Source organism: Arthrobacter sp. zg-Y20 (assembly GCF_030142075.1).
Classification (GTDB): Bacteria; Actinomycetota; Actinomycetes; order Actinomycetales; family Micrococcaceae; genus Arthrobacter_B.
Genome location: NZ_CP126241.1, coordinates 1,997,475 through 2,023,023, shown reverse-complemented (window position 1 = coordinate 2,023,023; position 25,549 = coordinate 1,997,475). Strand labels below are relative to the sequence as shown.

Genomic DNA, 25,549 nt, shown 5'->3' with positions numbered 1-25,549 from the left:
CGGCCGGACTGAAACACGATTGAGACATCACCGTTGCGGCCCCGAGATAAAGCCCATGGTGTTCCGCCCGGGTGCGGGCAGATCAAGTAAGATTTACGTAGCCGGAGTTGCGCGGCGCAGGCACCAGCAGGGGCGCAGGAATCACGTGCAGGGAAATAAAGCCCCGTACTGCGGCGTTTTTAGTAAACGGGACGCGGAGTACGGCGCACCGAACCACCCAACAGCAGCACACCCAACAGCACTCAATAAGGGGCGATGAAAGGCCTGGAAAGGCCGTCTATATGACCGAATCTTCAATGGAAATCGGCACCATCCGACTGGACAACCAGACAATTGTCTTTGACTCCACGGAACACATGGTCCAGTCGCTGGGGGCCAACGACGAGGCCCTGCGGATCATTGAGGCGGCCAATCCCGAGGTGAGCCTGCTGGTCCGGGGAAATGAGCTTTCGGTTGCCGGACCCGCGGCCGATGTGGAGCAGACCGTCCGCCTGGTCAACGAGGTCCGTGTCCTGGCCCGGAACCAGACCCGGGTTACCCCGCAGGTCCTCGAGCAGCTGATCAGCATGCTCCGTGACCAGAGCACGCACCGCCCGGCGGACGTGCTGACCCAGAACATCCTCTCCACCCGGGGCAAAACCATCCGGCCGAAGACCCTGAACCAAAAGAACTACGTGGACGCGATTGACCGCAACACAGTGGTCTTCGGCATCGGGCCGGCCGGCACCGGCAAGACATACCTGGCAATGGCCAAGGCCGTTCAGGCGCTGCAGCAGAAGGAGGTCAACCGGATCATCCTGACCCGGCCGGCCGTTGAAGCGGGGGAGCGGCTCGGCTTCCTGCCGGGCACACTGAGCGACAAGATCGATCCGTACCTGCGACCGCTGTACGACGCGCTGCACGACATGATGGACCCCGAATCCATTCCGCGGCTGATGGCGGCAGGCACCATTGAGGTGGCGCCGCTGGCCTACATGCGCGGCCGGACCCTCAATGACGCGTTCATCATTTTGGACGAAGCGCAGAACACCACGCCCGAACAGATGAAGATGTTCCTGACCCGCCTCGGCTTCGGCTCCAAGATGGTCGTCACCGGGGACGTCACCCAGGTGGACCTTCCCGGCGGCACAGCCTCGGGGCTGCGTATTGTGCACGACATCCTGGGCGACATCGACGACGTCGCGTTCTCCGAACTCCAGGCGGTCGACGTCGTACGCCACCGGTTGGTCAGCGACATTGTCACTGCCTACAGCGAGTGGGACGAGGCAAAGCGCAGCCGCAGCGCCGCGCGCAGCGACGAAGGACAGTCCAACAGCCGCGGCAACGGCGGCCACGGGCGGGAGGCCCGTTCATGAGCATTGAAGTAAACAACGAATCCAGCGCGCCCGGAGTGGACGAAGAGGGACTGGCCCGGCTGGGCCGGTACCTGCTCGACAGCCTCTACGTGCACCCCGAAGCGGACCTGTCCATCATCCTCGTGGACGAGGATGCCATTGAAAAGCTGCATATCGAGTGGATGGACCTGCCGGGCCCCACCGATGTGCTCTCCTTCCCCATGGATGAGCTGCGTCCCGGAACAGCCGGACGAATCACCCCGGCCGGCGTCCTGGGCGACATTGTGCTGTGCCCGCAGGTAGCCGCACGCCAGGCCGCCGACGCCGGGCACGGCACCGACGAGGAACTGCTTCTCCTGACCACACACGGCGTTCTGCACCTGCTCGGATACGACCACGCCGAACCGGAGGAAGAGAAAGAAATGTTCGGCCTCCAGCGCCGCCTGCTCTCCGCCTACCTGGGTAAACAGGCCCCCAAGGAGACCCGAAGTTGAGCATTGGTGTCCTTGTTGTTATGGCCATGGCCTTTATGGTCCTGGCCGGGCTGCTGACCGCAGCCGAATCGGCGTACGGCTACCTGCCCCGCCAGGACGCCGAGGCGCTGCTTCACGGCAAGGCAGGCGCACCGCTGCGCCGCATCCTGGCACACCCCGTGGCGCACATGCACGCGCTGCGGTTCTGGCGCGTCTGGTTCGAAATGGCGATGGCGGTTTCCGTGGCCACGCTGTTCCAGCTGCTGCTGGACAACATCTGGCTGGCCGGGCTGCTGGCGACCGTCACCATGGCCGCCGTCGGCTTTGTCCTGGTGGGGGTGTCCCCGCGGCAGATTGGACGCAAGCACGTTACCGCCGTCGTGGTCCTCACCGCCGGACTGGTCCGCGTGCTGCGCGCCGTCCTGGGTCCGATCCCCGGCTGGCTGGTGCGGCTGGGCACGGCCGTGGCTCCCGGCACCCAGGGCCCGGATGCCGCCTTCTTTACCGAAGAGGAATTCCGGGAGCTGTTGGACCGCGCCTCCGATGCGGACATGATCGAAGACACCGAAGCGGAACTGATCCATTCCGTCTTCGAACTCGGTGACACCAAGGTCCGCTCGGTGATGGTTCCCCGCACCGACATGGTCTGCATCGAAGCCGGCAGCACCCTGCGCCAGGCCATGTCCCTGTTCCTGCGTTCGGGATACTCCCGGGTGCCGGTCATCGAAGACAGCGCCGACCACCTGGTGGGCATCCTCTACCTCAAGGACGTAGCCGCCCGGATCCACAGCGATCCCGAGCGCGGCTCCGTGGAAAAGGTCGAAGACTTTGCCCGCAGCGTCCGCTACGTGCCCGAATCCAAGGCCGTCAGTGAACTGCTCCAGGAACTCCAGCGGGAATCCACTCACGTGGCCGTGGTGATCGACGAATACGGCGGAACTGCCGGGCTGGTGACGCTTGAGGACCTCATTGAGGAGATCGTCGGCGAAATCGTCGACGAGTACGACTCGGAGCGCCCCGAAATCGAAAACCTCGGCGAAAACCGCTACCGCGTCAGCTCCAAAACCGGCATCGACGACCTCGGCGAACTGTTCGACGTCGAACTGGAGGATGATGAAGTGGACACGGTTGGCGGATTGCTGGCCAAAGCCCTCGGCCGCGTCCCGATTGTCGGTTCCGAGGTGGTAGTGGAAGGCATCGTCCTCCACGCCGAACGCCTGGAAGGCCGGCGCAACCGGGTTTCACATGTCCTGGCCTGGAAGGCCGCTTCCCCGGAAGACTCCGAAGAATCCAGCGATGAGGGCCAGAACCCGGCCCCGCGCTCCCGCTCTACAGAATTGGTACCCCGTAATGACTGAACCGCAGTTCCGCGCAGGATTCGTTTCCCTGGTGGGCCGGCCCAATGCCGGCAAGTCCACCCTGACCAATGCGCTGGTCGGTTCCAAGGTGGCGATTACCTCCGCCAAGCCGCAGACCACCCGGCACACCATCCGCGGCATCGTGCACCGCGAAGACTCACAGGTGATCCTCGTGGACACCCCGGGACTGCACCGCCCCCGCACCCTGCTGGGCAAGCGGCTCAACGAGCTGGTGGCTGACACCCTGGCTGAGGTCGACGCCGTCGGGTTCTGCCTGCCGGCCAACGAAGCCGTAGGCCCCGGCGACCGCTACATTGCCGCCCAGCTGGCGGCACTGAAACGCACTCCCGTGATTGCCCTGGTCACCAAGACCGACCTGGTGGACCGCGCGGCACTGGCCAAGCAGCTGATGTCTGTCACCGCGCTGGGCAATGAGGTGCTGGGCGAGGCCGGCTGGGCCGACGTCGTACCCGTCTCTGCTGCGGACGGTTTCCAGGTCGGTACCGTAGCGGACGTGCTGGCCGGCCACATGCCTGCCTCGCCGCCGCTGTACCCGGACGGAGAGCTGACGGACGAGCCCGAGGCCGTTATGGTGGCAGAACTGGTCCGGGAAGCCGCCCTGGAGGGCGTGCGGGATGAGCTGCCACACTCCCTTGCCGTGGTTGTGGAGGAAATTGTTCCCCGCGAAGGCCGCAGCGAGGAGAACCCGCTGCTGGACGTACGCGTGAACCTGTACGTAGAGCGTTCTTCCCAGAAGGCCATTATCATCGGCCGCGGCGGGTCCCGCCTGCGGGACGTTGGAACAACTGCGCGCCGCGGCATCGAGGCGCTGCTGGGCACGAAGGTGTACCTTGACCTTCACGTCAAGATCGCCAAGGACTGGCAGCGGGACCCCAAGCAGCTGGTGAAGCTGGGGTTCTAGCTCCGCTCCGGCCGGCTCTTCCGGCCGCCACGGTGCCTGCCCCCGCGTAACTCACAGGGTCAGCCCGTACACTTTGTACATTCGTTTGAGCATATCGATTCATGAAGGGGACCGGCTATGTCATCTCGCCGTGCCGCAACGGGCGGCGGCCCCTTGGGAAATACCAGTGCCAGGACAGGCGGTTCCGCGGAACCGGGTGGCAGGCATCTTTCCCGGCGGGCCTCCGCCGGGCATCCGGTCCTCAAGGGTATTGCCGCCCTCCTTTCGCTGGTCCTCGTGGCCGGCGTCGTTTTCGGCGTGGTGCAGGTCATGCGGCTGCAGGGCAACTTTGACACCGAGCCGCTGAACCTGGGTTCGGGTGACGCTCCGGTTGAGCAGGTGGATGCCAACACCGATCCCATGCAGATCCTGGTCTTGGGCACCGACAACCGCGACGGGCAGAACTCGAACAACTCCGACGTGATGATGCTGGTGAACCTCTCCGCGGACCGCTCTAACGTCACCGTGGTGAGCTTCCCCCGCGACCTGCTGGTCCCGCTGCCCCAGTGTGAAGATCCGGCCTCCGGCGTTGTTTATGACGCCATGGACTTGGGCCAGCTCAACGGCGCCCTGGGCAACGGCGGCCCGGGCTGCACGGTTGCAGCCATCAACGAACTGACCGGCCTGACCATCGACCACTTCATGATGGCCGACTTCGATGCCGTGAAGGAGTTGTCGAACACGCTCGGCGGCGTGGAGGTGTGCGTCAACCAGCCGGTTAATGACCCGCTTTCAGGTTTGGATCTTCCCGCCGGTGTCAGCACCGTCCAGGGCGAACAGGCACTGGCGTTCCTGCGCACCCGGCACGGATTCGGCAACGGCGGCGACGAAGGCCGTATCCGCGCCCAGCAGAGCTTCCTGGCCTCCATGGTCCGCAAGGTCAAGGACGAAGGTACGCTGAACAACCTGCCGAAGCTGTACTCCATGGCCGAGACGGTCACCAAGAACCTCACCGTGGACGAGGGCCTGGCGCAGATTCCGGACCTGGTTTCCCTCGCCACCCGGCTCAAGGACGTGGACCTGGGCAAGGTGGCGTTCGTGACCGCTCCGGTGGTGCCCTGGGAACTGGACCCGAACCGCCTCGTGCTTGACGAGGAAAAGGCGCAGCCGCTCTTTGACGCACTGGTCTCCGACCAGGGTGTGACCGCAGAGCCCACCGCACCTGGAACCACCGGGACCCCGACGGATGCCTCTACTGACGCAGCCACCGGCATGCCGGTCACAGAGGAGCCCACGGTTCCGGTGGTGGATCCGGCAACTGTGCCCGTCACGCTGGTGAACGCCTCCGGCGCTTCGGGACGGGACAAGGCTGTAGCCGAAGTCCTGCTCTCGAAGGGGTTTGTCCAGGCACTGGCCGGCGGCACGGCGTCCACGCAGAGTCCGGCAACGCAGATCTTCTATGGTTACGGCTATGAGGAGATGGCGCTGGAAGTGGCCCGGACCCTGAATATCCCGGACGTGCAGGTGGTCCTTAGTGCGGCCTACACGGGTGTTTCCGTGGAGATCGGAGCGGACTTCGCCTCCGGCTCCGCCATGAAGGACCTGGGCGACGTCGGTGACCTGAGCGGCCAGACCGCTGCGCAGGTTACGTGCCAGTCCGCATTTGGAAACTAACATTTGAAGCGGGGGATCGCCTGCGTGTTAGTGTGATCACGTGCACGCAGAGATCCTTCTCCTTAGCTGCCGCGGCGAGGCTCCACAAGCACCTGCTTAGGCCGACCCCCCGCTGCGGAGTTCGTGTTGCCCGGCCACCGTTTCTGATGATCGACGAGAAAAGGCCAAACCAACACCATGCGCAACGCACAGCAGCCCTCGGGCATGCCGACGTCCAAGTACGTACCGTTCCACGAGCAGATCAACGTGGACCTGCCGGACCGGACGTGGCCCGGCAAACTCATCACCAAGGCGCCGCGCTGGTGCGCGGTGGACCTGCGGGACGGCAACCAGGCCCTCATTGACCCCATGACTCCCGAGCGCAAGCACAAGATGTTCGACCTGCTCGTGAAAATGGGCTTCAAGGAAATCGAGGTCGGTTTCCCCTCCGCATCCCAGTTGGACTTCGACTTTGTACGGCAGCTCATTGAAGGCGACCGGATCCCGGACGACGTGACCATCCAGGTCCTCACCCAGTCCCGCGAACACCTGATCGAGCGGACCTACGAATCGCTCGAAGGCGCAGACCGGGCCATTGTGCACCTCTACAATTCCACCTCGATCCTGCAGCGGCGGGTGGTCTTTAACACCGACCGGGACGGGATCGTGGACATTGCGCTCAGCGGTGCCCGCCTGTGTAAAAAGTACGAGGAACAGCTGCGCGGCGTCGACGTCACGTATGAATACTCCCCGGAGTCCTACACCGGCACTGAACTGGACTTCGCCGCACGCATTTCCGACGCCGTCGCCGAGGTGCTGGAAGCGTCCCCGGACCGGCAGATGATCCTGAACCTGCCGGCCACCGTGGAAATGACCACCCCCAACGTTTACGCGGACTCCATCGAGTGGATGCACCGCAACCTCGCCAGCCGGGACTCGGTGATCCTCTCCCTGCATCCGCACAATGACCGGGGGACCGGTGTGGCCGCAGCGGAGCTGGGCTACCTGGCCGGGGCGGACCGGATTGAGGGCTGCCTGTTCGGCAACGGTGAGCGCACCGGCAACGTGGACCTGGTGACCTTGGGCATGAATATGTTCAGCCAGGGCATCGACCCGCAGCTCGATTTCTCCGACATGGACGAAATCCGGCGCACCGTTGAGTACTGCAACCAGCTGCCCGTGCCCGAGCGTTCCCCCTACGGCGGCGACCTGGTGTTCACGGCCTTCTCCGGCTCCCACCAGGACGCCATCAAAAAGGGCTTCGAGGCCATGGAGAAAGACGCCGCCGCCGAAGGCAAGACCGTGGACGAAATTGCGTGGGGCGTTCCGTACCTGCCGATTGACCCCAAGGACATTGGCCGCAGCTATGAAGCGGTTATCCGGGTCAACTCCCAGTCCGGCAAGGGCGGGGTGGCCTACCTGCTTAAGAACGAGCACAACCTGGACCTGCCGCGGCGCGCGCAGATCGAGTTCTCCGGCGTCATCCAGCGCCGCACCGATACTGCCGGCGGCGAGATCACCGGTGCTGAGCTGTGGAAGGTGTTCCAGGACGAGTACCTGCCGCACACCCCGGAGTCCGACGCCGCCGCGTGGGGACACTATGAACTGATCTCCGTGAACGCCGACACACCCGCGGACGGCCGCTTCAACCTGACCGCCACCCTGAGTGTTGACGGCGTCTCCCAGCGGCGGATGGCCAGTGGAACCGGTCCCATTGCCGCACTGCTGGAAATCCTCGGCCAGGACGGCATTGACGTGCGCCTGCTGGACTATACCGAGCACGCACTGTCGGCCAGTGGAAACGCCCACGCGGCGGCCTACGTGGAACTCGCGGTGGGGGAGCGGGTGCTGTGGGGTGTGGGAATAGACCCCAACACCACCATGTCCGCGCTGAAAGCGGTCATTTCCGCGGTCAACCGGGCCATCCGGGACCAGGGCTGATCCTGCCCTTCGCAACGGTGTCCGGACGCGCCCGGCGGCAGTGTCCGCCGGGGCGTCCGGACGTGGGAAAATAGCCGGGTGGCCAAATCCTTCGCATCCCGCACCTACCGTGATGATGCCGTGGTCCTGCGAACCCACAAGCTGGGCGAGGCGGACCGCATCCTCGTGCTGCTGACGCGCGAGCACGGCCAGGTGCGCGCCGTGGCCAAGGGCGTGCGGCGGACTTCGAGCAAGTTCGGGGCGCGGCTGGAACCCTTTATGGTGGCCGAACTCCAGCTCTCGCACGGCCGGAACCTGGACATCGTTACCCAAGCCCAGACCAAGGGCGCCTACGGGCACGGCATAGTATCCGACTATGCCCGCTACACGGCCGCCGCCGCCGTCGCCGAAACGGCCGAACGGCTCACCGACATTGACGGCGAGTCGGCCAAGGCGCACTACCAGCTGGTGATCGGCGCCTTTGCCGCGTTGAGCCGCGGTGCGCACGCCCCGGAACTGATCCTGGACTCATATCTGCTGCGCGCGCTGGCCACGGCTGGGTGGGCGCCGAGCTTCACCGACTGCGCCCGGTGCGGTGCGCCGGGTCCGCACACCGCTTTTTCAGCGCCGCTGGGCGGAGCGGTCTGCCCGGTGTGCCGCCCGCCCGGCTCGGCGTCGCCGTCCCCCGAAACCATGACGCTGCTGGCGGCGCTGCTCAGCGGCGACTGGCCGGCGGCCGATGCTTCCGGACCACAGCCGCGGCACGAATCCGCCGGGCTGGTGGCCGGTTACCTGCAGTGGCACCTGGAACGGGTGCTGCGGTCCCTTCAACACGTGGAGCGTGTCTGACCTTGCGTTCAAAAACCCCCTCCGCCGTTCCGGCAATGCCGGTTATCCGGCCTACACCGCATCCCTCAGGGGCGGTGCCGCCGCCGGTGCCAGCGGAGCTGGTGCCCGCGCACGTGGCTATTGTGATGGACGGCAACGGACGCTGGGCCAACCAGCGCGGACTGCCCCGGACCGAGGGGCACCGCGCCGGCGAGGCGGCACTGCTGGACGTGATGGCAGGCGCCATCGAAATGGGTATCCGGCACGTCTCCGTCTACGCCTTCTCCACCGAAAACTGGAAACGCTCCCCGGAAGAAGTCCGCTTCCTGATGGGCTTCAGCCGCGACGTACTGCGGCGCCAGCGGGACCAGCTGAACGAATGGGGCGTCCGGATCCGCTGGTCCGGACGCCGCCCGCGGCTGTGGCAGAGCGTGGTGAAGGAACTGGAGACCGCTGAGGAGGCCACCCGCGGCAACACGGTATGCACGCTGAACATGTGCGTGAATTACGGCGGGCGGGCGGAAATTGCCGACGCCGTGGCCGCGATTGCCGCAGATGTGCAGAAGGGGCGGCTGCGGCCGGGGTCCATCAGCGAAAAGACCATCCAGAAGTACCTGGACGAACCGGACCTTCCGGACGTTGACTTGTTCCTGCGCACCTCGGGGGAGCAGCGGTTCTCCAACTTCATGCTCTGGCAGTCGGCCTACGCTGAAATGGTCTTTATGGACACGCTTTGGCCGGATGTGGACCGGCGGACCCTGTGGGAAGCGGTGGAGATCTATGCCCGGCGCGACCGCAGGTACGGCGGCGCCGTCGATCAGGCCGCCGTCGGCCAGGCCGCAGCCGACCCGGCCGCAGTAGATGAGGCCGCCGGGGCCTAGCCGCCGAACACAAACGCGGAGGCCCAGCGTTTGATGCCGGCGTATACGCGGGTCCGGACCGGCAGCGCGGAAAGCAAGGTGTCATGGAGGGCGCCGTCGAAGCGGTACACAGTGACTTCCGGACCCAACAGCACCGCGCGCTGGACCATCAGGGAGACGTCCAGGACGCTGTCGGTGCGCAGCATCTGCGGATTCCAGGCGGGGGCGATGGTGGAGGCCGCAGAGGCGAGCATCAGGACGGGCACGTTGATGTCCAGTCCCCGGGCCACGCGTGCGTGCCCGGCCAGCACGGCCCGAATCCAGCCTGCCCGCACCGGGAAGCTGAAGGGCGGACGCCAGGCCGGGTCTACGGGCCACTCCCCGTCCATTTCGGCGCTGATGCTGCGGAAGTAGAAACCGAATTCGGGGATCTTCAACCGTGTTTTGGGCCGGCGGCGTGCCACCGGTTCCACCAGCCCGCTGGTGGCGAAGCGGAGCATGGAACTGCCGCTGATTTCCAGCCACGGGCTGTTCAGGATCAGGGCCCGGAGCCGGCCCGGGTTGCGGTGCGCCCACAGCGCGGCGACCAGCCCCCCGGTGGAATGCGCCATCAGCGTGGTCCGGACTGTTGCATCGGCACCGTACCGGGCCTGTACATCCTCGGCGACGGCGGCCAGCGCCGCTTCGATGTCGGCGTTATACTCGGCGAGGTCGCTCACGTAACCTTCGGATTGTCCCGGCCTCAGGCTCCTGCCGTACTTGCGCAGGTCAAGTGCATAGAACACCGCACCCTGTTCCGCCCAGAAGCGCGCAAGCTCCGCCTGGAAGAAGTAGTCACTCCAGCCGTGCAGGTAGAGAACGGTATCCACGGTCCCCTTTACCGGTGCCGCCTGCACCGGTACATAGGAGACCAGGGTGGCAACCAGCGGGCCTTCCTCGTCTGCCCCGAGGTCCAGCGTCATACTCCGGAATCCAACGCCCAGGACGTCGGGTTTCCAGTTCGGCTGATCGTGGTGCATGCCTTCGACAATAGCGGAGCGTGCAGCAGCGGCGGGCAGGGTTTGGCCGGACGTGCAGGTTCTGGAATTCTTTGGAGTATGCGCATCTATCCCACCTTCTTCCGCCTCGTTTTCTCCGGCATGGATCCCGAGCGGGCCCACCGGATCGGTTTTGCGCTGATCCGTGCCGCAGCCCGGACTCCCGCAGCACCCGTGATGCGCCGCCTGATGCGGCCGGCGGCAGGTCTGCGCACCGAGGCCCTCGGCTTGTCCTTCCCCTCGCCCTTCGGCCTGGCCGCCGGGTTCGACAAGGAAGGCTCCGGCATCGGCGCCCTGGCGAACCTTGGCTTCGGCCACGTGGAAGTAGGCACGGTCACCGCGCAGGCGCAGCCGGGCAACGCCAAACCCCGGCTCTTCCGCCTGGTCGAAGACCGTGCGGTCATCAACCGGATGGGTTTCAACAACGACGGCGCCGCCGCCGTCGCCCCGCGCCTGGACAAAGCGCGGAGGGCGCTGGCCCGCACCTTCAGTGAGCCCCGTCCCGTGATCGGGATCAACATCGGCAAGACGAAAAAGGTGGACCTGGCCGACGCTGTGCAGGACTACCTCACCAGTGCACGCACCCTGGCGCCGCACGCGGACTACCTCGCCGTCAATGTCAGCTCGCCGAACACCCCCGGCCTGCGCCTGCTGCAGGACATCAGTTCCCTGCGGCCGCTGCTCACGCAGGTGGGCAATGCTGCGGACGACGCCGCGGGCCGGCATGTGCCGCTGCTGGTAAAAATCGCGCCGGACCTGACGGATGAGGATATTGACGACGTCGCAGAACTGGCGCTGTCACTGGGACTGGACGGGGTGATTGCCACCAACACCACCGTCACGCGGGAAAACCTGGCCACGGACCCGGAGCAGGTGATCTCCTGCGGTGTCGGCGGACTAAGCGGTGCACCGCTGAAACGGCGTTCCCTTGAGGTCCTGCGCCGGCTGCACGCCCGGCTGGAAGGCAGCGGCTGCGCGATCATCTCCGTCGGGGGAGTGGAAACCGCAGCGGATGTCCGGGAACGCCTGGCTGCCGGGGCAACCCTGGTGCAGGGCTACACGGCCTTCCTCTATGAAGGTCCGTTCTGGGCGGCACGCATCAACCGGGCACTGGCGCGCGGCTAGGCGGCGCCCGGAGAGCAGGCCTGGAAAGCAGGCACAAAAAAAGGGGGAAGGGCCGCCGTCGGCCCTTCCCCCTTCCGGTAAGCGGAACGGGTCAGGCGGGGTACTGTCCGCGCGCCACCTGCGGCTTCGGGAGCCGGAAGCGGCGCAGCTGCAGGGAGCGGGACACCCCGTACCAGACATCGCCGGAGTTGGGACCGCCGAACTTTGAGGTGAGACGCTTGCGGATCTGGCGCCGCAGCATAAAGCTGTCGGCGATAACAGCCAGGATCAGCACCCAGAAGGCGGCCATCACGAACAGCTGGACATCTACGTTCTGGATGAAGCTGAAGATGACGAACACCAGGGCCGCGATCATGACGTATTCGCCCACGTTGCGGCGGGCGTCGACAATGTCGCGGATGAACCTGCGGTTGGGGCCCTTGTCGCGCAGCGGAAGATAACGCTCGTCGCCGGTGTCCAGGGCCTGGCGGGTCTTCAGCCGTTCCGCCCGCATGGAGTCGCGGGCAGCAGCCTTTGCCGCCTTGCGGTCATCGGGGACCAGGGGGCGCCGGCGTGCGGCTTCCTGGTCCTTGCGGCGGGGTGTGGGAGCGCCTTTGCCGGCACGTTCCCTGGCGCCGGCTTCAGCGGCGACAGCCTGGTCCACAGTTTCCTGCGCGGTGGGCGCTTCTTTCTTTCGTCCGAACACACCCCAAGGATACCGTGAAAGATTGTAGGGTTTTGGCTATGACTTCCAACCCCGCACAAGACCCCATTCCCGCGCAGATCCATGAGGACGCCCTGCGCGCCAGCGTGGCCGCAGACTTCCCGCGGACCGTCGAGCAGCTCAAGTCCCTGGTCAGCATCCCGGGCATCGCGTGGGACTCTTTTGACCCCGAGCACCTGAACCGCAGCGCCGCCGCCGTGGCGGAGCTGATCCGCGAAGCCGGCATCGAAGACGTGCAGGTACTCCGCGTGGACAACAACGGCACGCCCGGCGGCCCCGCCGTCGTCGCCCGCCGCCCGGCCCGCCCCGGCGCTCCCACCGTCCTCCTCTACGCGCACCACGACGTGCAGCCGCCGGGAGATCCGGACCTCTGGGAATCCGATCCCTTCAGCGCCGAGGAACGCAACGGGCGGCTCTACGGCCGCGGCGCTGCAGACGACAAGGCCGGCATCATGGCGCACATCGGTGCCCTGCGTGCGCTGGAGGACGTCCTGGGCGAAGAGTCCGGCGTAGGCGTCACCCTGTTCATTGAAGGAGAGGAAGAAGCCGGTTCGCCGACCTTCCGCACCTTCCTGGAGACCTACCAGGACCTGCTGCGCGCAGACGTCATTGTGGTGGCGGACTCGGGCAACTGGAAGGTGGGCGTTCCGGCCCTGACCACCAGCCTGCGCGGACTGGTGGACGGCACAGTGGAAGTCCAGGTGCTGGACCACGCCGTGCACTCGGGTATGTTCGGCGGTCCCGTGCTGGATGCGCCCACGCTGCTCGCCCGGCTGATCGCCACTTTCCACAACGCCGACGGCGACGTCGCCATCTCCGGGCTCGTCGCCACCGACGACGCGGCCGTGGACTACCCCGAAGCCGATTTCCGCGCCGATTCCTCGCTGCTCGACGGCGTGCAGCTGGCCGGTACCGGGTCAATCGCCTCCCGCCTGTGGACCAAGCCGGCCCTGTCCATCATCGGCATCGACGTCCCCACCGTCGCGATGTCCTCGAACACCATTCAGCCCAAGGCGCGTGCCAAGTTCAGCCTGCGCCTTGCTCCCGGCCAGAGCCCGGAAGCAGCCATGGAAGCCATTGAAGCCCACATGCAGGCCAATGCACCGTTCGGCGCGAAGGTCACCTTCACACCGGGGGAGAAGGGCAACGCCTTCGCCACCGACACCAGTGCCAGTGCGGCCCGGACCGCACTGTGGGCACTGGGCCGCGCGTGGGGAGTGGAGCCCGTGGAGTCGGGCATGGGCGGCTCCATTCCGTTCATTGCAGACCTGGTGGAGCTGTTCCCGTCCGCTCAGATCCTCATCACCGGGGTGGAGGACCCGGATTCCCGGGCACACAGCGCCAACGAATCGCTGGACCTGAACGACTTCCGGAACGCGATCCTGGCCGAAGCACTGCTGCTGGCCCGCCTGGGTGCACGCGAAGGCTGATCGGCCGGCAGCCGGGGCGCACGGATGACCGGGGGAATGGATCAGTCCCCGGTATCTGTTAGATCGTTGGGGGATACGGGACGTACCATTGAGACACTGGTTTCGGCCTGCGGCAGGCGCGACGGCTTGCCAGCGGGAAACCAGCTGAGGAAAGAGAGAAACTATGAGCGTTTCCACCAGCGAAAACATCACCGCTGCGGCAGATACTGAGCTGCCCACGCACGAAGTGATGCTCTCGGACGTAGCCGCACAGAAGGTCCGCAGCCTGCTGGAGCAGGAGGGCCGTACGGACCTCCGTCTCCGCGTTGCTGTCCAGCCCGGCGGCTGCTCGGGACTTATCTACCAGCTGTACTTTGACGAGCGGGTCCTGGACGGCGACGCCGTCCGGGACTTCGACGGCGTCGAGGTCATTGTGGACAAGATGAGCGTTCCCTACCTTTCCGGGGCATCCATCGACTTCGAGGACACCATCTCGAAGCAGGGCTTCACCATCGACAACCCGAATGCGGGCGGCTCGTGCGCCTGTGGAGACTCCTTCCACTGACACACCGGCCCGACGGCCCTAAAAGCAGAGCTTTATTTCCCCGGCGCGGCGGCGATCTGTCACTGGATGGCCGCCCGTACGGGTAAGCTCTACACGTAGTAGTAAAACTAATGCCTGCAACCGGGAACTTTTTTGTCCCCGGCCGGGCAGCACTTGCACGCAACAAGAGGAAGGGCCGTCTGTGAGTTCGCAGGACCGAACCAGCAGCCGACGCGCCAGGATCTTAAAGATCTCAGCCGTAACGTCGGCCGGCGCGTTGTTTTTATCGGGGTGTTCATCGGAAGTCCAAAAGGGCTGGCTGCCTACGGACCGCGACACCACTAACCACACCGGCCGCATCATGGACCTTTGGGTCAACTCATGGATTGCTGCCCTGGCTGTAGGTATCCTCACCTGGGCATTGATCCTGTGGTGCATGGTCGCTTACCGCCGGCGCAAGAATGAGACCGGATACCCCCGCCAGCTCAGCTACAACCTGCCGCTGGAAATCTTCTACACGGCGGTTCCGCTGTTCATGGTTTTGGTGCTGTTCTACTTCACCAACCAGGACATCCAGGCGATCAACGAGCGCAGTGATGATCCCGACGTCGTCGTAGACGTCCGCGCCAAGCAGTGGTCCTGGGACTTCAACTACGTCAACGAAGACAAGTACTACCAGGGCACCCAGGTTAACCTGGACGGCCAGGAAGTCTCTGCCGACGAGTTCCCGACACTGGTACTGCCTGTCGACAAGACGATCGAACTGCAGCTGAACACCCGCGACGTCCAGCACTCCTTCTGGGTGCCTGCGTTCCTGCAGAAGATGGACATCTACCCGGGCCGCACCAACGTCATCACCTTGGAAACCGGCAAGACCGGAACCTTTGACGGCAAGTGCGCCGAGCTCTGCGGCGAGTACCACTCCGAAATGCTCTTCAACGTAGAGGTCCTCAGCGAAGACGACTACAACGACTACGTTGCCACCTTGCCCGACGGCCAGGTGACCGGCGAGTACGACCGCCAGTACAACTCAGAATCAAGCGAAGTTAGGAGGTAGGAGGACGCTATGACTACTCTCGAATACACTTCGGAAGATTCCGGCACCAGGGTTGCACCCCGCGTAGTACCCGTCTCCAAGGGACGAATCGTCGTCAACTGGATCACCTCCACTGACCACAAGACGATTGGGTACATGTACCTGATTGCCTCATTTATTTTCTTCTGCCTCGCAGGCGTGATGGCCCTGGTCATCCGTGCGGAGCTCTTTGAGCCGGGTATGCAGATCCTGCAGACCAAGGACCAGTACAACCAGCTGTTCACGATGCACGGCACCGTGATGCTCCTGATGTTCGCCACGCCGCTGTTCTCGGGCTTTGCGAACGTCATCATGCCCCTTCAGATCGGTGCCCCCGACGTCGCCTTCCCGCGGCTGAACGCACTGGCCTTCTGGTTCTTCCTGCTGGGCAGCAGCATCGCAGTGGCCGGGTTCATCACCCCGCAGGGTGCCGCATCCTTCGGCTGGTTCGCCTACACCCCGCTGTCGAGCACGACATTCTCTCCCGGCGTCGGCGGTGACCTCTGGGTCTTCGGCCTGGCACTGTCCGGTTTCGGCACCATCCTCGGTGCGGTCAACTTCATCACCACCATCATCTGCATGCGTGCCCCGGGCATGACCATGTGGCGCATGCCGATCTTCACCTGGAACACGCTGGTTACGGCCATCCTGGTCCTCATGGCCTTCCCGCCGCTGGCAGCAGCCCTGTTCGCCCTCGGTGCAGACCGCCGGTTCGGGGCGCACATCTTCGATCCGGAGCGCGGCGGTGCCATCCTGTGGCAGCACCTGTTCTGGTTCTTCGGACACCCCGAGGTGTACATCATCGCCCTGCCGTTCTTCGGCATCGTGTCGGAAATCTTCCCGGTCTTCAGCCGCAAGCCGATCTTCGGCTACAAGGGCCTGGTGTACGCAACCATCGCCATTGCTGCACTGTCGGTGACCGTCTGGGCGCACCACATGTATGTGACCGGCGCAGTTATGCTGCCGTTCTTCGCATTCATGACAATGCTGATTGCGGTGCCTACCGGCGTGAAGTTCTTCAACTGGATCGGCACCATGTGGCGGGGATCGATCACGTTCGAAACCCCCATGCTTTGGAGCATCGGCTTCCTGATCACCTTCCTCTTCGGCGGCCTGACCGGCATCATCCTGTCCTCCCCGCCGCTGGACTTCCACGTCTCGGACACCTACTTCGTAGTTGCCCACTTCCACTACGTGATCTTCGGCACCGTGGTATTCGCGATGTTCGCCGGCTTCTACTTCTGGTGGCCTAAGTTCACCGGAAAGATGCTCAACGAGCGTCTGGGCAAGATCCACTTCTGGCTCCTGTTCGTCGGCTTCCACGGCACCTTCCTCATCCAGCACTGGCTGGGCGTCATTGGTATGCCGCGCCGCTACGCCGACTACCTGGTGGAGGATAACTTCACGGCCATGAACCAGTTCTCCACCATTGCCTCCTTCGTCCTCGGCGCCTCGATGATCCCGTTCTTCTGGAACGTGTACATCACCTGGCGCCACGGCAAGAAGGTTGAAGTGGATGATCCCTGGGGCTTCGGCGGATCCCTCGAGTGGGCTACGTCCTGCCCGCCGCCGCGCCACAACTTCACCTCGCTGCCCCGCATCCGTTCGGAGCGTCCCGCCCTGGACCTGCACCACCCCGAACTGCAGCAGCACGTTACCGACGAATCAGCTGCGGCCAAGGTCTTCGGCCCCGGTGACCGGAAGGAAAAGGTCAAATGAAGGTAGAGACTAAACTCTTCAGCTACCTGACACCGTTCTTCCTGGTTGTCGGCGTGGTCTACGGCTACATGGTGGAGTGGACGGAACCCGTTGGTTACCTCGCCCTCTTCCTGACGGCAGCTATGTCGGGCATGATCGCCTTCTACATCGGCTTCACCGGCCGCCGCGTGGGTCCCCGCCCGGAGGATCGGCTCGACGCCGAAATCCATGAGGGATCCGGCGAACAGGGCTTCTTCAGCCCGTGGAGCTGGTGGCCGCTGCTGCTGGGTATCTCCGCTGCCATCGGATTCCTCGGTATGGCAGTTGGCTGGTGGATCCTGTTCATCGGTGCCGGCCTTGCCGTCATTGCACTGGTTGGCTGGGTCTTCGAATACAGCCGCGGAAACCACGCCCACTAGGGCAGGTTTGAACACGGCAGCTTAGACAAGCAGCATCTCAGGGAGGATCCGCAGGAAACTGCGGGTCCTCCCTTTTTGCGTGCCCCCGGTGTGTAGGGTGCGGATATGGCTTCCCGACTTATGCTGCTTGATACCGCCTCCCTGTACTTCCGTGCCTTCCACGGCATTCCGGACACCATCCGCCGGGCCGACGGAACCCCGGTGAATGCCGTGCGGGGACTGCTGGACATGATCGCCCGCCTGAGCACCGAGTATGGGCCGACCCACCTTGTGGCCTGCTGGGACAACAGCTGGCGCCCGGCGTGGCGGGTTGCCCTGCTGCCCGGGTACAAGGCCCAACGCGTGGCAGCCGCTTCCCCGGACGGGGACACTGAAACCGTGCCCGAGGGCCTGACCGCCCAGATTCCGATGATCCGGGAGATCCTTACAGTGGCAGGCATTGCCCTGGTGGGCGCCGATGACCACGAAGCCGACGATGTCATCGGCACCTACGCCCAGTCGGCAGGAACGCCGGTGGACGTGGTGACGGGCGACCGTGACTTGTTCCAGCTGGTCAGCGATGACCGGGAGGTACGGGTGCTCTATACGGCACGCGGGATGAAGAACCTCGAAGTTCTGACGGAGGCATCTGTGGTGGGCCGGTACCGGGTGCTGCCTGGCCAATACGCCGACTATGCGACGCTGCGCGGGGACGCTTCCGACGGGCTGCCCGGGGTGGCTGGGATCGGTGAAAAGACCGCGGCACAGCTGCTGGGGGAGTACGGAAGCCTGGACGGGCTGCTGGCGGCCGCGGCGGATCCGGGCAGCGGGCTGGCGGCACCGGTCCGCGCCAAGCTGGCCGCAGCGGGGGAGTACCTGCAGGCGGCACCGGCCGTGGTGCATGTGGTGCGCGACCTTCCCGTTCCGGCGCTGGAGGCCGCTGGGGCGCGCCTGCATGCCCCTGGTCCGCAGGCCCGCGCCGACCTGGAACGGCTCGGCTCCGGCTGGAACCTGGGTGGATCCCTCAACCGGTTCCTGCACGCGCTGGCGGCCTATCCTGCGGAGCAGGGCGGGGACACCTCCCGGTATCCTTAGACGGCACGTGTTTTCCCAGTCGAAGGGGCGGAGTAGAAGAATGCGGAAAATTCTGGCCGGCCAGGGAGCTTCCCAGTGAGCAACCGCCGGCTTCTGCTGCTGACCGAATCCATCGATCCGGAAGCCGGCGTCGCCAAGCACATCCAGCTGCAGGCCATTCTCCGCCGGTTCGTGGAGGACCACGCCGGTGCGGGGGAGATCATCCCGTCCGAGCGGGAACTGGCGGAGCACTTCGCCGTCGCCCGTATGACCATCCGCCAGGCCGTAGACGCCCTCGTTGCCGACGGTGTCCTGGAACGCGTCGTGGGGCTGGGAACTTTCGTGGCACGCAAGAAGATGGACCTGCAGATCCAGCTAACCTCCTACTCCGAGGAAATGCACCGCCGCGGCATGGTTCCGGATGCCCATGTGCTCAGCTTCGAGCAGACCGGAGCGTCCCAGCTGGTGGCCCGTGAGCTGCAGATTGAACCCGGACAGCCGGTGGTGCGCTTCAGGCGCCAGCTGCTGGCCGACGGCGAACCCATGAGCGTGGACGAGAACTTCATTCCCGCCCACTACGTCCCGGGGATCCTCGAGGAGGAGGCTCCCACCTCGCTGTACAACATGCTGGGAGAACGGTACGGACTGGTGATGGAGTGGGGTGAGGACACCATCGAGGCCACTGCCGCATCGGCGTCCATTGCGCGGCTGCTGAATGTAGAACTGGGTGCACCGGTCCTGAAGATCCAGCGGCATGCCTATGTCTCCCGGGCGATGGTGGACTACTCCGTGTCCTACTACCGCGCAGACCGCTACAAGCTCTGGGTGCCGCTGCAGCGCCCCGGCGTACGCACCCCGCGCTCGTACCATCCCCGCCGCCTTCCGCGCGCCTAGGCCGCGGCACCACAATCCACAGCAGGAAGAGGAACACCGCAATGATAACCATCAGGATGTACAAGCGCGACGAAGCAGGAGTACTGCACTTTCGTGAAGCGCTCTACGAGGAGGACGAAGGGCAGCTAATGCTGACCTCCGGGCCCGTGGGCCACGAAGGCAAAGCCAAGGTTCAGGACGTGGCGCCAGAGGCAGCCGAGGGGCTCCTGCACGCCTTCGCAGTGGCCTCGGAAGAGGACGGCTATGCGGAACTGGATCCGGAGCAGCAGCACTGGGTCATCGCCCAGTACGCGCTGAAGTCCGCCACCGGTACTGAGCGGGACCGGTACCTTGAGCACAAGGCCACCCAGGCTATCTCCTCCTACTTCCTCTGGCGCGGGCTGGGGGAAGTGGACCACAGCGAGTTCGCGCCGCGGAAGCTGAACATCTACTGCCTGGTTCCGGATGTGAACAAAGCCGTGGCCGGACTGAAGGTTGTGCTGCGGGACCCGCTGCTGGACTTCACCAAGCTCACCATCGGTTCCGCGCCGGTGGCCGATCCCGATCAGCTGCGCCGCCGGTACCCGCTGCCCTCCAAAGAGCCGTTCACTCTGTCCTGATTACCAGCCTGAACATCGCAGAGATACAAGGAAGGCCCCGCCGGACATCCGGCGGGGCCTTCCTTTACGCTAAGCGCCTTGCGGCAGTTAGTGCTGTTCGATCGACTGCTGGTCGTCAGCCTTGGCTTCGACCTCGGCAGGCGACTCGTGGTGGTGCGCGTTTTCAAGCTCCGACGGCGTTACCGGGGCAACGCGGTCTTCGAAGAAGAAGCGCGAGAGCTTGGCCCGCCGCTTCTCCTTGCCGGAGACCTTGCCGTTGGCGCCCGGCTGGGCCGGCAGTGCCTTGTAGGACTCGAAGTCCACCAGGCGGTAGCGCTTGTACTCGTCCAGCGGCTCGTGGACCTCGATGTACTCGCCGTGCGGGAGACGGACAATGCGTCCGCTCTCCACGCCGTGGAGGACAATCTCGCGGTCCTTGCGCTGCAGCGCCAGGGCGATGCGGCGCGTGATGATGAACGCCAGGACCGGGCCAACGAAGAGCAGGACCCGCAGCCAGTAGGTCACGTCGTTCAGCGACACGTGGAAGTGCGTGGCGATGAGGTCGGAGCTGGCAGCTGCCCACATAACCGAGTAGAACGTGATGCCGGCGACGCCGACTGCCGTGCGGTACGGAGCGTTGCGCGGACGGTCGAGCAGGTTGTGCACCCGCTTGTCCTTGGTCAGCCACGCTTCGATCCAGGGCCAGGTGAACAGCAGTGTGAAGACCAGGCCTGCAGGCACCAGGGCCGGCAGCAGGACGTTCAGGGAGAGCGTGTTGTCGCCCCACGGGAACGGGATGACCCATTCGAAGGGGAACCCGCCGATGAAGCCGGGCATCAGGCGCAGGGCGCCGTCAACCCAACCGATGTACCAGTCAGGCTGGGTACCGGCGGACACGGGGGAGGGATCGTACGGGCCGTAGTTCCAGATCGGGTTGATCGTGAAGAAGCCCGCAATGATGGCGATGATGCCGAAGACGATGAAGAAGAATCCACCGGCCTTGGCAGCGTAGACCGGGCCCACCGGGTAACCGACAACATTGTTGTTGGTCCGGCCGGGTCCGCGGAACTGGGTGTGCTTGTGGATGACCACCATGAAGAGGTGGATCGCGATCATCAGCAGGATCAGGGCCGGCACCAGGAGGATATGCAGGACGTAAAGACGCCCGATGATATCCGTTCCCGGAAATTCGCCGCCGAACAGGAAGAAGCTGATGTAGGTGCCCACTACGGGAATCGACTTGATGACGCCGTCGATGATTCGCAGGCCGTTGCCGGAGAGCAGGTCATCGGGGAGGGAGTAGCCGGTGAAGCCGGCCGCGAGGGAGAGGATCAGCAGGACGCCGCCCACCACCCAGTTCAGTTCACGGGGCTTGCGGAACGCTCCGGTGAAGAACACGCGGAGCATGTGCACGGAGACGGCCGCTACGAAGAGCAGGGCCGACCAGTGGTGCACCTGGCGCATAAAGAGGCCGCCGCGGATATCGAAGGAGATATTCAGTGAGGACTCGTAGGCGACAGACATCTCCACGCCGTTGAGCGGAACGTAGCTGCCTTCGTAATGCGTTTCCGCCATGGACGGATCGAAGAAGAAGGTCAGGAACGTGCCGGTCAGCAGCAGGATGACGAAGCAGTACAGCGCAACTTCACCGAACATGAAGGACCAGTGGTCGGGGAAGACCTTGCGGCCGAACTCCTTGACCATGGCCGAGCCGCTGACCCGGGAGTCAACGAAGTTGGTGACGCGGCCAAGACGGGTCTTGGCTTCGTAAGGCGTAGCGGAGGGGACACTCACGGTTAACCACGCTCCCAGTAGCTCGGTCCGACAGGCTCTTTGAAGTCACTCTGAGCCTGCAGGTAGCCGTCTTTGTCGACCTTGATGGGCAGCTGCGGCAGTGCGTGGCCGGCCGGGCCGAAGATGACCTTGCATTCCTGCGTGACATCGAAGGTCGACTGGTGGCACGGGCACAGCAAATGGTGCGTCTGCTGCTCGTAGAGGGCCACGGGGCAGCCCACATGGGTGCAGATCTTGGAGTAGGCGACGATGCCGTCTACGGCCCAGTCCTCGCGCCCGGGGGAGGGGTTGAGGTCTTCCGGGTTAAGGCGCATGAGCAGGACTACTGCCTTGGCCTTCTCTTCGAGCTTGTGCTCTTCCAGTTCCGTCAGGCCTTCGGGGATGACGTGGAACGCCGAGCCCAGGGTGACGTCGGAAGCCTTGATCCGGGTACCGCTGGGGTCCCGGGTCAGGTAGGTGTTCTCGTCCCACATGGTGTGGCGCAGGGTATTGCCGGGCAGCGGGCCGAGGTCGCGGAAGACCGCGATCGCCGGCAGCGGTGCCAGGACCATGGCGCCGAGGAGCGTGTTGCGGATCAGGGGACGGCGCTTGATGCCCGTCTCCTCGATGATGTCGCCCACCATCTTCTCGGCAATAACGCGGTCCTCTTCGGGACGGATCTCGTGGCGTTCTTCCACGATTTCGTGGTCCGGCATCAGGGTCTTGGCCCAGTGGACAATACCTACGCCGATGCCCAGCATGGCGAATGCCGTGCCCAGACCCAGCAGGATGTTCTGCAGCCGCAGCGTGGCGATGCTGGCATCATCCAGGTGGATGCTGAAGTACCCCACGAAAAATACGATCGTGCCAATGGCCGAGATGACGAACAGGCTTGCGACCTGCCGTTCGGCCCGCTTTTCGGCGCGGGGATTTGTGTCGGCTAGACGAGGGCGGTGCGGGGGAAGTCCCGGATTCTGGAACTTCTCCTCTTCTCCCTGGCCAGCCGTAGCGACGGTGCCCGAGGTGTTCGGACTGCCGTGACTATGGTCGCCCATGATCCCCCTCATCCTTCTCTTGAAACTGCATTTATAGACCTATGTGTAACTGTGATGTCACCCGTGGGGGTGAGCGCGGCGGGTGGTTAGGAAGACCGGGAGGTCAACCAAATAGTGAAAGCGATGATGATTCCCAGACCTGCGGTCCAGATGAACAGGCCTTCGGAAACCGGTCCCAGCGAGCCGAGCTGCGCTCCGCCGGGAGAGCCGTTGGCCTCGATGTTCTTCAGGAACGTGATGATGTCCTGCTTGTCTTCGGGCGTGATGTTCGTGTCGTTGAAGACAGGCATGTTCTGCGGGCCGGTGACCATGGCCTCGTAGATGTGCTTCTCGCTGACGCCCTCCAGGGACGGAGCGAACTTGCCGCGGGTCAGCGCACCGCCGGCGGCGGCAGCGTTGTGGCACATGGCGCAGTTGACGCGGAACAGCTCGCCGCCGTTGGCGGCAGCCTCTTCGTCGCTGGTGTCCGGTTCCAGGTACTCGGAGTCCGGAACGGAGGGACCGGCGCCGATGCTGGAGACGTAGGCGGCGAGGTCTGCCGTCTGCTCTTCATTGAACTGGACGGGCTTCTGCTGGGCCTGCGGGCCCTGCATGGCCAGCGGCATGCGGCCGGTACCGACCTGGAAGTCAACCGACGCAGCGCCGACGCCCACCAGGGAGGGTCCGTTCTCGGATCCGGTGGCTTCGATGCCGTGGCACGTTGCGCAGTTGGCGACGAACAGCTTCTCGCCTTCGCTGACGTCATCGGCAGTGTAGGTGGTGGTCGCGGCCTGGGCCTGGTTGGCGCCGTTGGCTACGGCGTAGAGACCACCCGTAACGAGGAGTCCCAGCAGCAGCAGCGCTACTGCTGCGAGGGGATGACGCCGCCTTTGCGATAGTGCCTTCACTTCGTAGTTCCTAACTTATGTGGTCTTTGGGAAACAGGTGCCACTTTGAGGTATTTCTTGGGTGCGGTCCTCAAGCAGTGTTACTTGAGGAAGTAGATGATGACGAACAGGGCAATCCAGACCACATCAACGAAGTGCCAGTAGTACGAGGTGACGATCGCCGAGGTTGCTTCGAAGTGTCCGAAGCGCTTGGCGGCGTAGGCACGGCCGATGATGAAGAGGAACGCGATCAGGCCGCCGGTCACGTGCAGGCCGTGGAAACCGGTGGTCAGGTAGAACGCGGAACCGTAAGAGTTCGACGAGAGGGATACGCCTTCAGAAACCAGCGTCGCGTATTCGAAAGCCTGTACGGAGACGAAGATCGCTCCAAGTACGAAGGTCAGCAGGAACCACTCGGTCATGCCCCAGCGGGAAAGCTTCAGAAGCCCTCCGGTGCGGCGTGCCTGGAGTCGTTCTGCAGCGAAAACGCCGAACTGGCAGGTGAAGGAACTGGAAACAAGGATCACCGTGTTAACGAAAGCGAACGGGACGTTCAGCTTCTCCGTCTCCATGGCCCACAGTTCGCTCGAGGTGGAGCGAAGCGTGAAGTACATGGCGAACAGGGCAGCAAAGAACATCAGTTCACTGGAGAGCCACACCACGGTTCCTACGGAAACCATATTGGGGCGGTTCAGCGTGGGGTGAGCCGGGGTACTGGGGGCATGGGTCGCTGTTGTCACATAGACATTATGGCGGTAAAACCGCCTACTTCTCCAACAGATCAGGGCCAACGGCGCGTCCCCGGCGCGCACTGAAGCCCCGGATCCCTGTATTGGCGCGGAATCGGAGCTTCAGAAAGAAATCAGCAATTTCTACGAATCGTAGATAACCTAGGGGGTGTGACTACGAATCCGAGTTCGACATACACCTGGCCGGGCCTGATTACGGCGCTGATCGAGGGCAGGCACCTCACTACCGCGCAGACCCGCTGGGCGATGTCCGCGATCATGGCCGGCAACGCCACCGACTCCCAGATTGCGGGGTTCCTGGTGGCACTGCGCGCCAAGGGAGAGACGGTTGACGAACTCACCGGGCTGGTCGAGGCCATGCTGGCAAGCGCCCGGCCGATCGATATCCCGGGGGAGACCCTGGACATTGTCGGTACCGGCGGTGACCGCCATAACACTGTGAACATTTCCTCCATGGCGGCGCTGGTGTGCGCAGGGGCGGGCGCCAAGGTGGTCAAGCACGGCAACCGGGCGGCCTCGTCGGCGTCCGGTTCCGCCGACGTCATTGAGGCGCTGGGAGTCCGTCTTGACCTTCCCGTTGACCGGGTGGCGCGGGCCGCCGTGGAAGCAGGCATCACGTTCTGCTTTGCGCAGGTCTTCCATCCGTCCATGCGCTTTGCCGCCGTACCGCGGCGTGAGATGGGCGTGGCCACCGCCTTCAATTTCATGGGTCCGCTGACCAATCCGTCCCGCCCCAGCGCCTCCGCGATCGGCGTGGCCGATGCACGGCTGGCACCCCTGATGGCCGGAGTATTGGCCCGGCGCGGCGTGCGCGCCCTGGTGTTCCGCGGCCAGGACGGTCTGGACGAGATGACCACCACGGGTATCTCGACCGTCTGGGAGGTCCGTAACGGGGCCGTGGAGGAGTCAGTGGTGGATCCCCTGGATCTCGGGATCAGCCGGGCTACGCTGGAGGACCTGCGGGGCGGTGACGCTGCGTCCAATGCAGCGGTGGTCCGCAGTGTGCTCGCCGGAGACAAGGGGCCGGTGCGCGACGCGGTGGTGCTGAACGCTGCAGCTGCCCTGGTGGCACTGGATGAAGACGCAGACGGCCCGCTGCTGCACCGGCTGGCCCGCGGGCTGGAACGCGCCTGTGCCTCAATTGACAGCGGCGCGGCCCAAACCGCGCTGGACCGCTGGGTGGCGGCAACGCAGTAGGGCCGCGCCGTGGTTCGGCGGGCGGGGGACAAGCGGGGGACCGGCGG

The 25,549-nt window shown here is 64.6% G+C and carries 24 protein-coding genes; 18 read left to right on the top strand and 6 right to left on the bottom strand.

Features of this window, described 5'->3' with window-relative positions:
• Positions 1–296 precede the first annotated feature (296 nt).
• The 8 genes from QNO06_RS09685 (at position 297) to QNO06_RS09650 (ending at position 9,348) form a co-directional block, all read left to right on the top strand.
• On the top strand, positions 297–1,355 hold the full coding sequence (locus QNO06_RS09685; protein WP_442860135.1) for a PhoH family protein: 1,059 nt from the start codon (positions 297–299) through the stop codon (positions 1,353–1,355).
• Complete coding sequence (gene ybeY, locus QNO06_RS09680; protein WP_227911442.1) at positions 1,352–1,828, top strand: rRNA maturation RNase YbeY; 477 nt, start codon at positions 1,352–1,354, stop codon at positions 1,826–1,828. The genes QNO06_RS09685 and ybeY overlap by 4 nt, the downstream gene beginning before the upstream one ends.
• A gap of 20 nt (positions 1,829–1,848) precedes the next feature.
• Positions 1,849–3,165, top strand: coding sequence for a hemolysin family protein (locus QNO06_RS09675; protein ID WP_442860134.1), 1,317 nt, complete (start codon positions 1,849–1,851; stop codon positions 3,163–3,165).
• Positions 3,158–4,087 (top strand): GTPase Era, encoded by a 930-nt coding sequence (gene era, locus QNO06_RS09670; RefSeq protein WP_227911440.1) that lies wholly within the window; start codon positions 3,158–3,160, stop codon positions 4,085–4,087. Before QNO06_RS09675 ends, era begins: the two co-directional genes overlap by 8 nt.
• Positions 4,088–4,204: 117 nt before the next feature.
• Positions 4,205–5,740: an LCP family protein gene (locus QNO06_RS09665; protein WP_227911439.1), complete on the top strand. Its 1,536-nt coding sequence runs from the start codon at positions 4,205–4,207 to the stop codon at positions 5,738–5,740.
• Positions 5,741–5,917: 177 nt separating this feature from the next.
• On the top strand, positions 5,918–7,660 hold the full coding sequence (gene leuA, locus QNO06_RS09660) for a 2-isopropylmalate synthase (protein WP_227911438.1): 1,743 nt from the start codon (positions 5,918–5,920) through the stop codon (positions 7,658–7,660).
• A gap of 78 nt (positions 7,661–7,738) precedes the next feature.
• The gene (recO, locus tag QNO06_RS09655; protein ID WP_227911437.1) at positions 7,739–8,488 is read left to right on the top strand and encodes a DNA repair protein RecO; all 750 of its coding nucleotides are present in this window, start codon (positions 7,739–7,741) and stop codon (positions 8,486–8,488) included.
• Positions 8,489–8,523: 35 nt separating this feature from the next.
• Positions 8,524–9,348 (top strand): isoprenyl transferase, encoded by an 825-nt coding sequence (locus tag QNO06_RS09650; RefSeq protein ID WP_227911589.1) that lies wholly within the window; start codon positions 8,524–8,526, stop codon positions 9,346–9,348.
• Here the strand turns inward: QNO06_RS09650 and QNO06_RS09645 are convergent.
• The gene (locus QNO06_RS09645) at positions 9,345–10,346 is read right to left on the bottom strand and encodes an alpha/beta hydrolase (protein ID WP_227911436.1); all 1,002 of its coding nucleotides are present in this window, start codon (positions 10,344–10,346) and stop codon (positions 9,345–9,347) included. The two genes, QNO06_RS09650 and QNO06_RS09645, sit on opposite strands and share 4 nt — an antisense overlap.
• A gap of 78 nt (positions 10,347–10,424) precedes the next feature.
• On the opposite strand from QNO06_RS09645, the gene QNO06_RS09640 reads away from it, so the two are divergent.
• Positions 10,425–11,489 carry a quinone-dependent dihydroorotate dehydrogenase gene (locus QNO06_RS09640; RefSeq protein ID WP_227911435.1) on the top strand — a complete coding sequence of 355 codons (1,065 nt, stop codon included), beginning with the start codon at positions 10,425–10,427 and terminating at the stop codon, positions 11,487–11,489.
• A gap of 91 nt (positions 11,490–11,580) precedes the next feature.
• On the opposite strand, the gene QNO06_RS09635 is transcribed toward QNO06_RS09640, so the two are convergent.
• Positions 11,581–12,174 (bottom strand): DUF3043 domain-containing protein, encoded by a 594-nt coding sequence (locus QNO06_RS09635; protein ID WP_227911434.1) that lies wholly within the window; start codon positions 12,172–12,174, stop codon positions 11,581–11,583.
• A 38-nt stretch (positions 12,175–12,212) separates the two neighbouring features.
• On the opposite strand from QNO06_RS09635, the gene QNO06_RS09630 reads away from it, so the two are divergent.
• The 8 genes from QNO06_RS09630 to QNO06_RS09595 all read left to right on the top strand — a co-directional run bounded on the left by QNO06_RS09630 (position 12,213) and on the right by QNO06_RS09595 (position 19,883).
• Positions 12,213–13,622, top strand: a complete 1,410-nt coding sequence (locus QNO06_RS09630) for a dipeptidase (RefSeq protein ID WP_227911433.1) — start codon at positions 12,213–12,215, stop codon at positions 13,620–13,622.
• Between the two features lie 163 nt (positions 13,623–13,785).
• Positions 13,786–14,166 (top strand): HesB/IscA family protein, encoded by a 381-nt coding sequence (locus QNO06_RS09625; RefSeq protein ID WP_227911432.1) that lies wholly within the window; start codon positions 13,786–13,788, stop codon positions 14,164–14,166.
• 181 nt (positions 14,167–14,347) lie between these two features.
• Positions 14,348–15,202, top strand: coding sequence for an aa3-type cytochrome oxidase subunit II (ctaC, locus tag QNO06_RS09620; RefSeq protein ID WP_227911431.1), 855 nt, complete (start codon positions 14,348–14,350; stop codon positions 15,200–15,202).
• A gap of 9 nt (positions 15,203–15,211) precedes the next feature.
• The gene (ctaD, locus tag QNO06_RS09615) at positions 15,212–16,939 is read left to right on the top strand and encodes an aa3-type cytochrome oxidase subunit I (protein WP_227911430.1); all 1,728 of its coding nucleotides are present in this window, start codon (positions 15,212–15,214) and stop codon (positions 16,937–16,939) included.
• Complete coding sequence (locus QNO06_RS09610) at positions 16,936–17,337, top strand: cytochrome c oxidase subunit 4 (RefSeq protein WP_227911429.1); 402 nt, start codon at positions 16,936–16,938, stop codon at positions 17,335–17,337. Before ctaD ends, QNO06_RS09610 begins: the two co-directional genes overlap by 4 nt.
• A gap of 105 nt (positions 17,338–17,442) precedes the next feature.
• On the top strand, positions 17,443–18,411 hold the full coding sequence (locus tag QNO06_RS09605) for a 5'-3' exonuclease (protein ID WP_227911428.1): 969 nt from the start codon (positions 17,443–17,445) through the stop codon (positions 18,409–18,411).
• A gap of 141 nt (positions 18,412–18,552) precedes the next feature.
• Entirely contained in the window at positions 18,553–19,284 is a 732-nt protein-coding gene (locus tag QNO06_RS09600; RefSeq protein ID WP_442860133.1) for a GntR family transcriptional regulator, read from the top strand.
• Positions 19,285–19,325: 41 nt separating this feature from the next.
• A complete protein-coding gene (locus QNO06_RS09595; RefSeq protein WP_227911427.1) occupies positions 19,326–19,883 on the top strand; it encodes a hypothetical protein in 558 nt (185 codons plus the stop codon).
• An 87-nt stretch (positions 19,884–19,970) separates the two neighbouring features.
• Here QNO06_RS09595 and qcrB read toward each other — a convergent pair whose 3' ends face one another.
• From qcrB to ctaE, 4 genes are all read right to left on the bottom strand, one after another.
• Positions 19,971–21,656, bottom strand: coding sequence for a cytochrome bc1 complex cytochrome b subunit (gene qcrB, locus QNO06_RS09590; RefSeq protein WP_227911426.1), 1,686 nt, complete (start codon positions 21,654–21,656; stop codon positions 19,971–19,973).
• 2 nt (positions 21,657–21,658) lie between these two features.
• A complete protein-coding gene (gene qcrA / locus QNO06_RS09585; RefSeq protein WP_227911425.1) occupies positions 21,659–22,690 on the bottom strand; it encodes a cytochrome bc1 complex Rieske iron-sulfur subunit in 1,032 nt (343 codons plus the stop codon).
• Positions 22,691–22,776: 86 nt separating this feature from the next.
• Positions 22,777–23,577, bottom strand: coding sequence for a cytochrome bc1 complex diheme cytochrome c subunit (gene qcrC / locus QNO06_RS09580; RefSeq protein ID WP_227911424.1), 801 nt, complete (start codon positions 23,575–23,577; stop codon positions 22,777–22,779).
• A gap of 80 nt (positions 23,578–23,657) precedes the next feature.
• Complete coding sequence (ctaE, locus tag QNO06_RS09575) at positions 23,658–24,296, bottom strand: aa3-type cytochrome oxidase subunit III (protein WP_227911423.1); 639 nt, start codon at positions 24,294–24,296, stop codon at positions 23,658–23,660.
• Between the two features lie 159 nt (positions 24,297–24,455).
• Between ctaE and trpD the strand changes: the two genes are divergently transcribed.
• Positions 24,456–25,502 carry an anthranilate phosphoribosyltransferase gene (gene trpD, locus QNO06_RS09570; RefSeq protein WP_227911422.1) on the top strand — a complete coding sequence of 349 codons (1,047 nt, stop codon included), beginning with the start codon at positions 24,456–24,458 and terminating at the stop codon, positions 25,500–25,502.
• Positions 25,503–25,549: the final 47 nt, after the last annotated feature.

What these genes read in the sequence shown, in the direction of transcription:
- era (WP_227911440.1), top strand. Translation starts at nt 3,158, where the DNA reads ATGACTGAACCGCAGTTCCGCGCAGGATTCGTTTCCCTGGTGGGCCGG.
- QNO06_RS09605 (WP_227911428.1), top strand. Translation starts at nt 17,443, where the DNA reads ATGGCTTCCCGACTTATGCTGCTTGATACCGCCTCCCTGTACTTCCGT.
- QNO06_RS09675 (WP_442860134.1), top strand. Translation starts at nt 1,849, where the DNA reads ATGGCCATGGCCTTTATGGTCCTGGCCGGGCTGCTGACCGCAGCCGAA.
- QNO06_RS09610 (WP_227911429.1), top strand. Translation starts at nt 16,936, where the DNA reads ATGAAGGTAGAGACTAAACTCTTCAGCTACCTGACACCGTTCTTCCTG.
- QNO06_RS09650 (WP_227911589.1), top strand. Translation starts at nt 8,524, where the DNA reads ATGCCGGTTATCCGGCCTACACCGCATCCCTCAGGGGCGGTGCCGCCG.
- QNO06_RS09645 (WP_227911436.1), bottom strand. Translation starts at nt 10,346, where the DNA reads ATGCACCACGATCAGCCGAACTGGAAACCCGACGTCCTGGGCGTTGGA.
- leuA (WP_227911438.1), top strand. Translation starts at nt 5,918, where the DNA reads ATGCGCAACGCACAGCAGCCCTCGGGCATGCCGACGTCCAAGTACGTA.
- ctaD (WP_227911430.1), top strand. Translation starts at nt 15,212, where the DNA reads ATGACTACTCTCGAATACACTTCGGAAGATTCCGGCACCAGGGTTGCA.
- QNO06_RS09625 (WP_227911432.1), top strand. Translation starts at nt 13,786, where the DNA reads ATGAGCGTTTCCACCAGCGAAAACATCACCGCTGCGGCAGATACTGAG.
- qcrA (WP_227911425.1), bottom strand. Translation starts at nt 22,690, where the DNA reads ATGGGCGACCATAGTCACGGCAGTCCGAACACCTCGGGCACCGTCGCT.
- QNO06_RS09630 (WP_227911433.1), top strand. Translation starts at nt 12,213, where the DNA reads ATGACTTCCAACCCCGCACAAGACCCCATTCCCGCGCAGATCCATGAG.
- QNO06_RS09685 (WP_442860135.1), top strand. Translation starts at nt 297, where the DNA reads ATGGAAATCGGCACCATCCGACTGGACAACCAGACAATTGTCTTTGAC.
- QNO06_RS09640 (WP_227911435.1), top strand. Translation starts at nt 10,425, where the DNA reads ATGCGCATCTATCCCACCTTCTTCCGCCTCGTTTTCTCCGGCATGGAT.
- QNO06_RS09595 (WP_227911427.1), top strand. Translation starts at nt 19,326, where the DNA reads ATGATAACCATCAGGATGTACAAGCGCGACGAAGCAGGAGTACTGCAC.
- QNO06_RS09665 (WP_227911439.1), top strand. Translation starts at nt 4,205, where the DNA reads ATGTCATCTCGCCGTGCCGCAACGGGCGGCGGCCCCTTGGGAAATACC.
- ybeY (WP_227911442.1), top strand. Translation starts at nt 1,352, where the DNA reads ATGAGCATTGAAGTAAACAACGAATCCAGCGCGCCCGGAGTGGACGAA.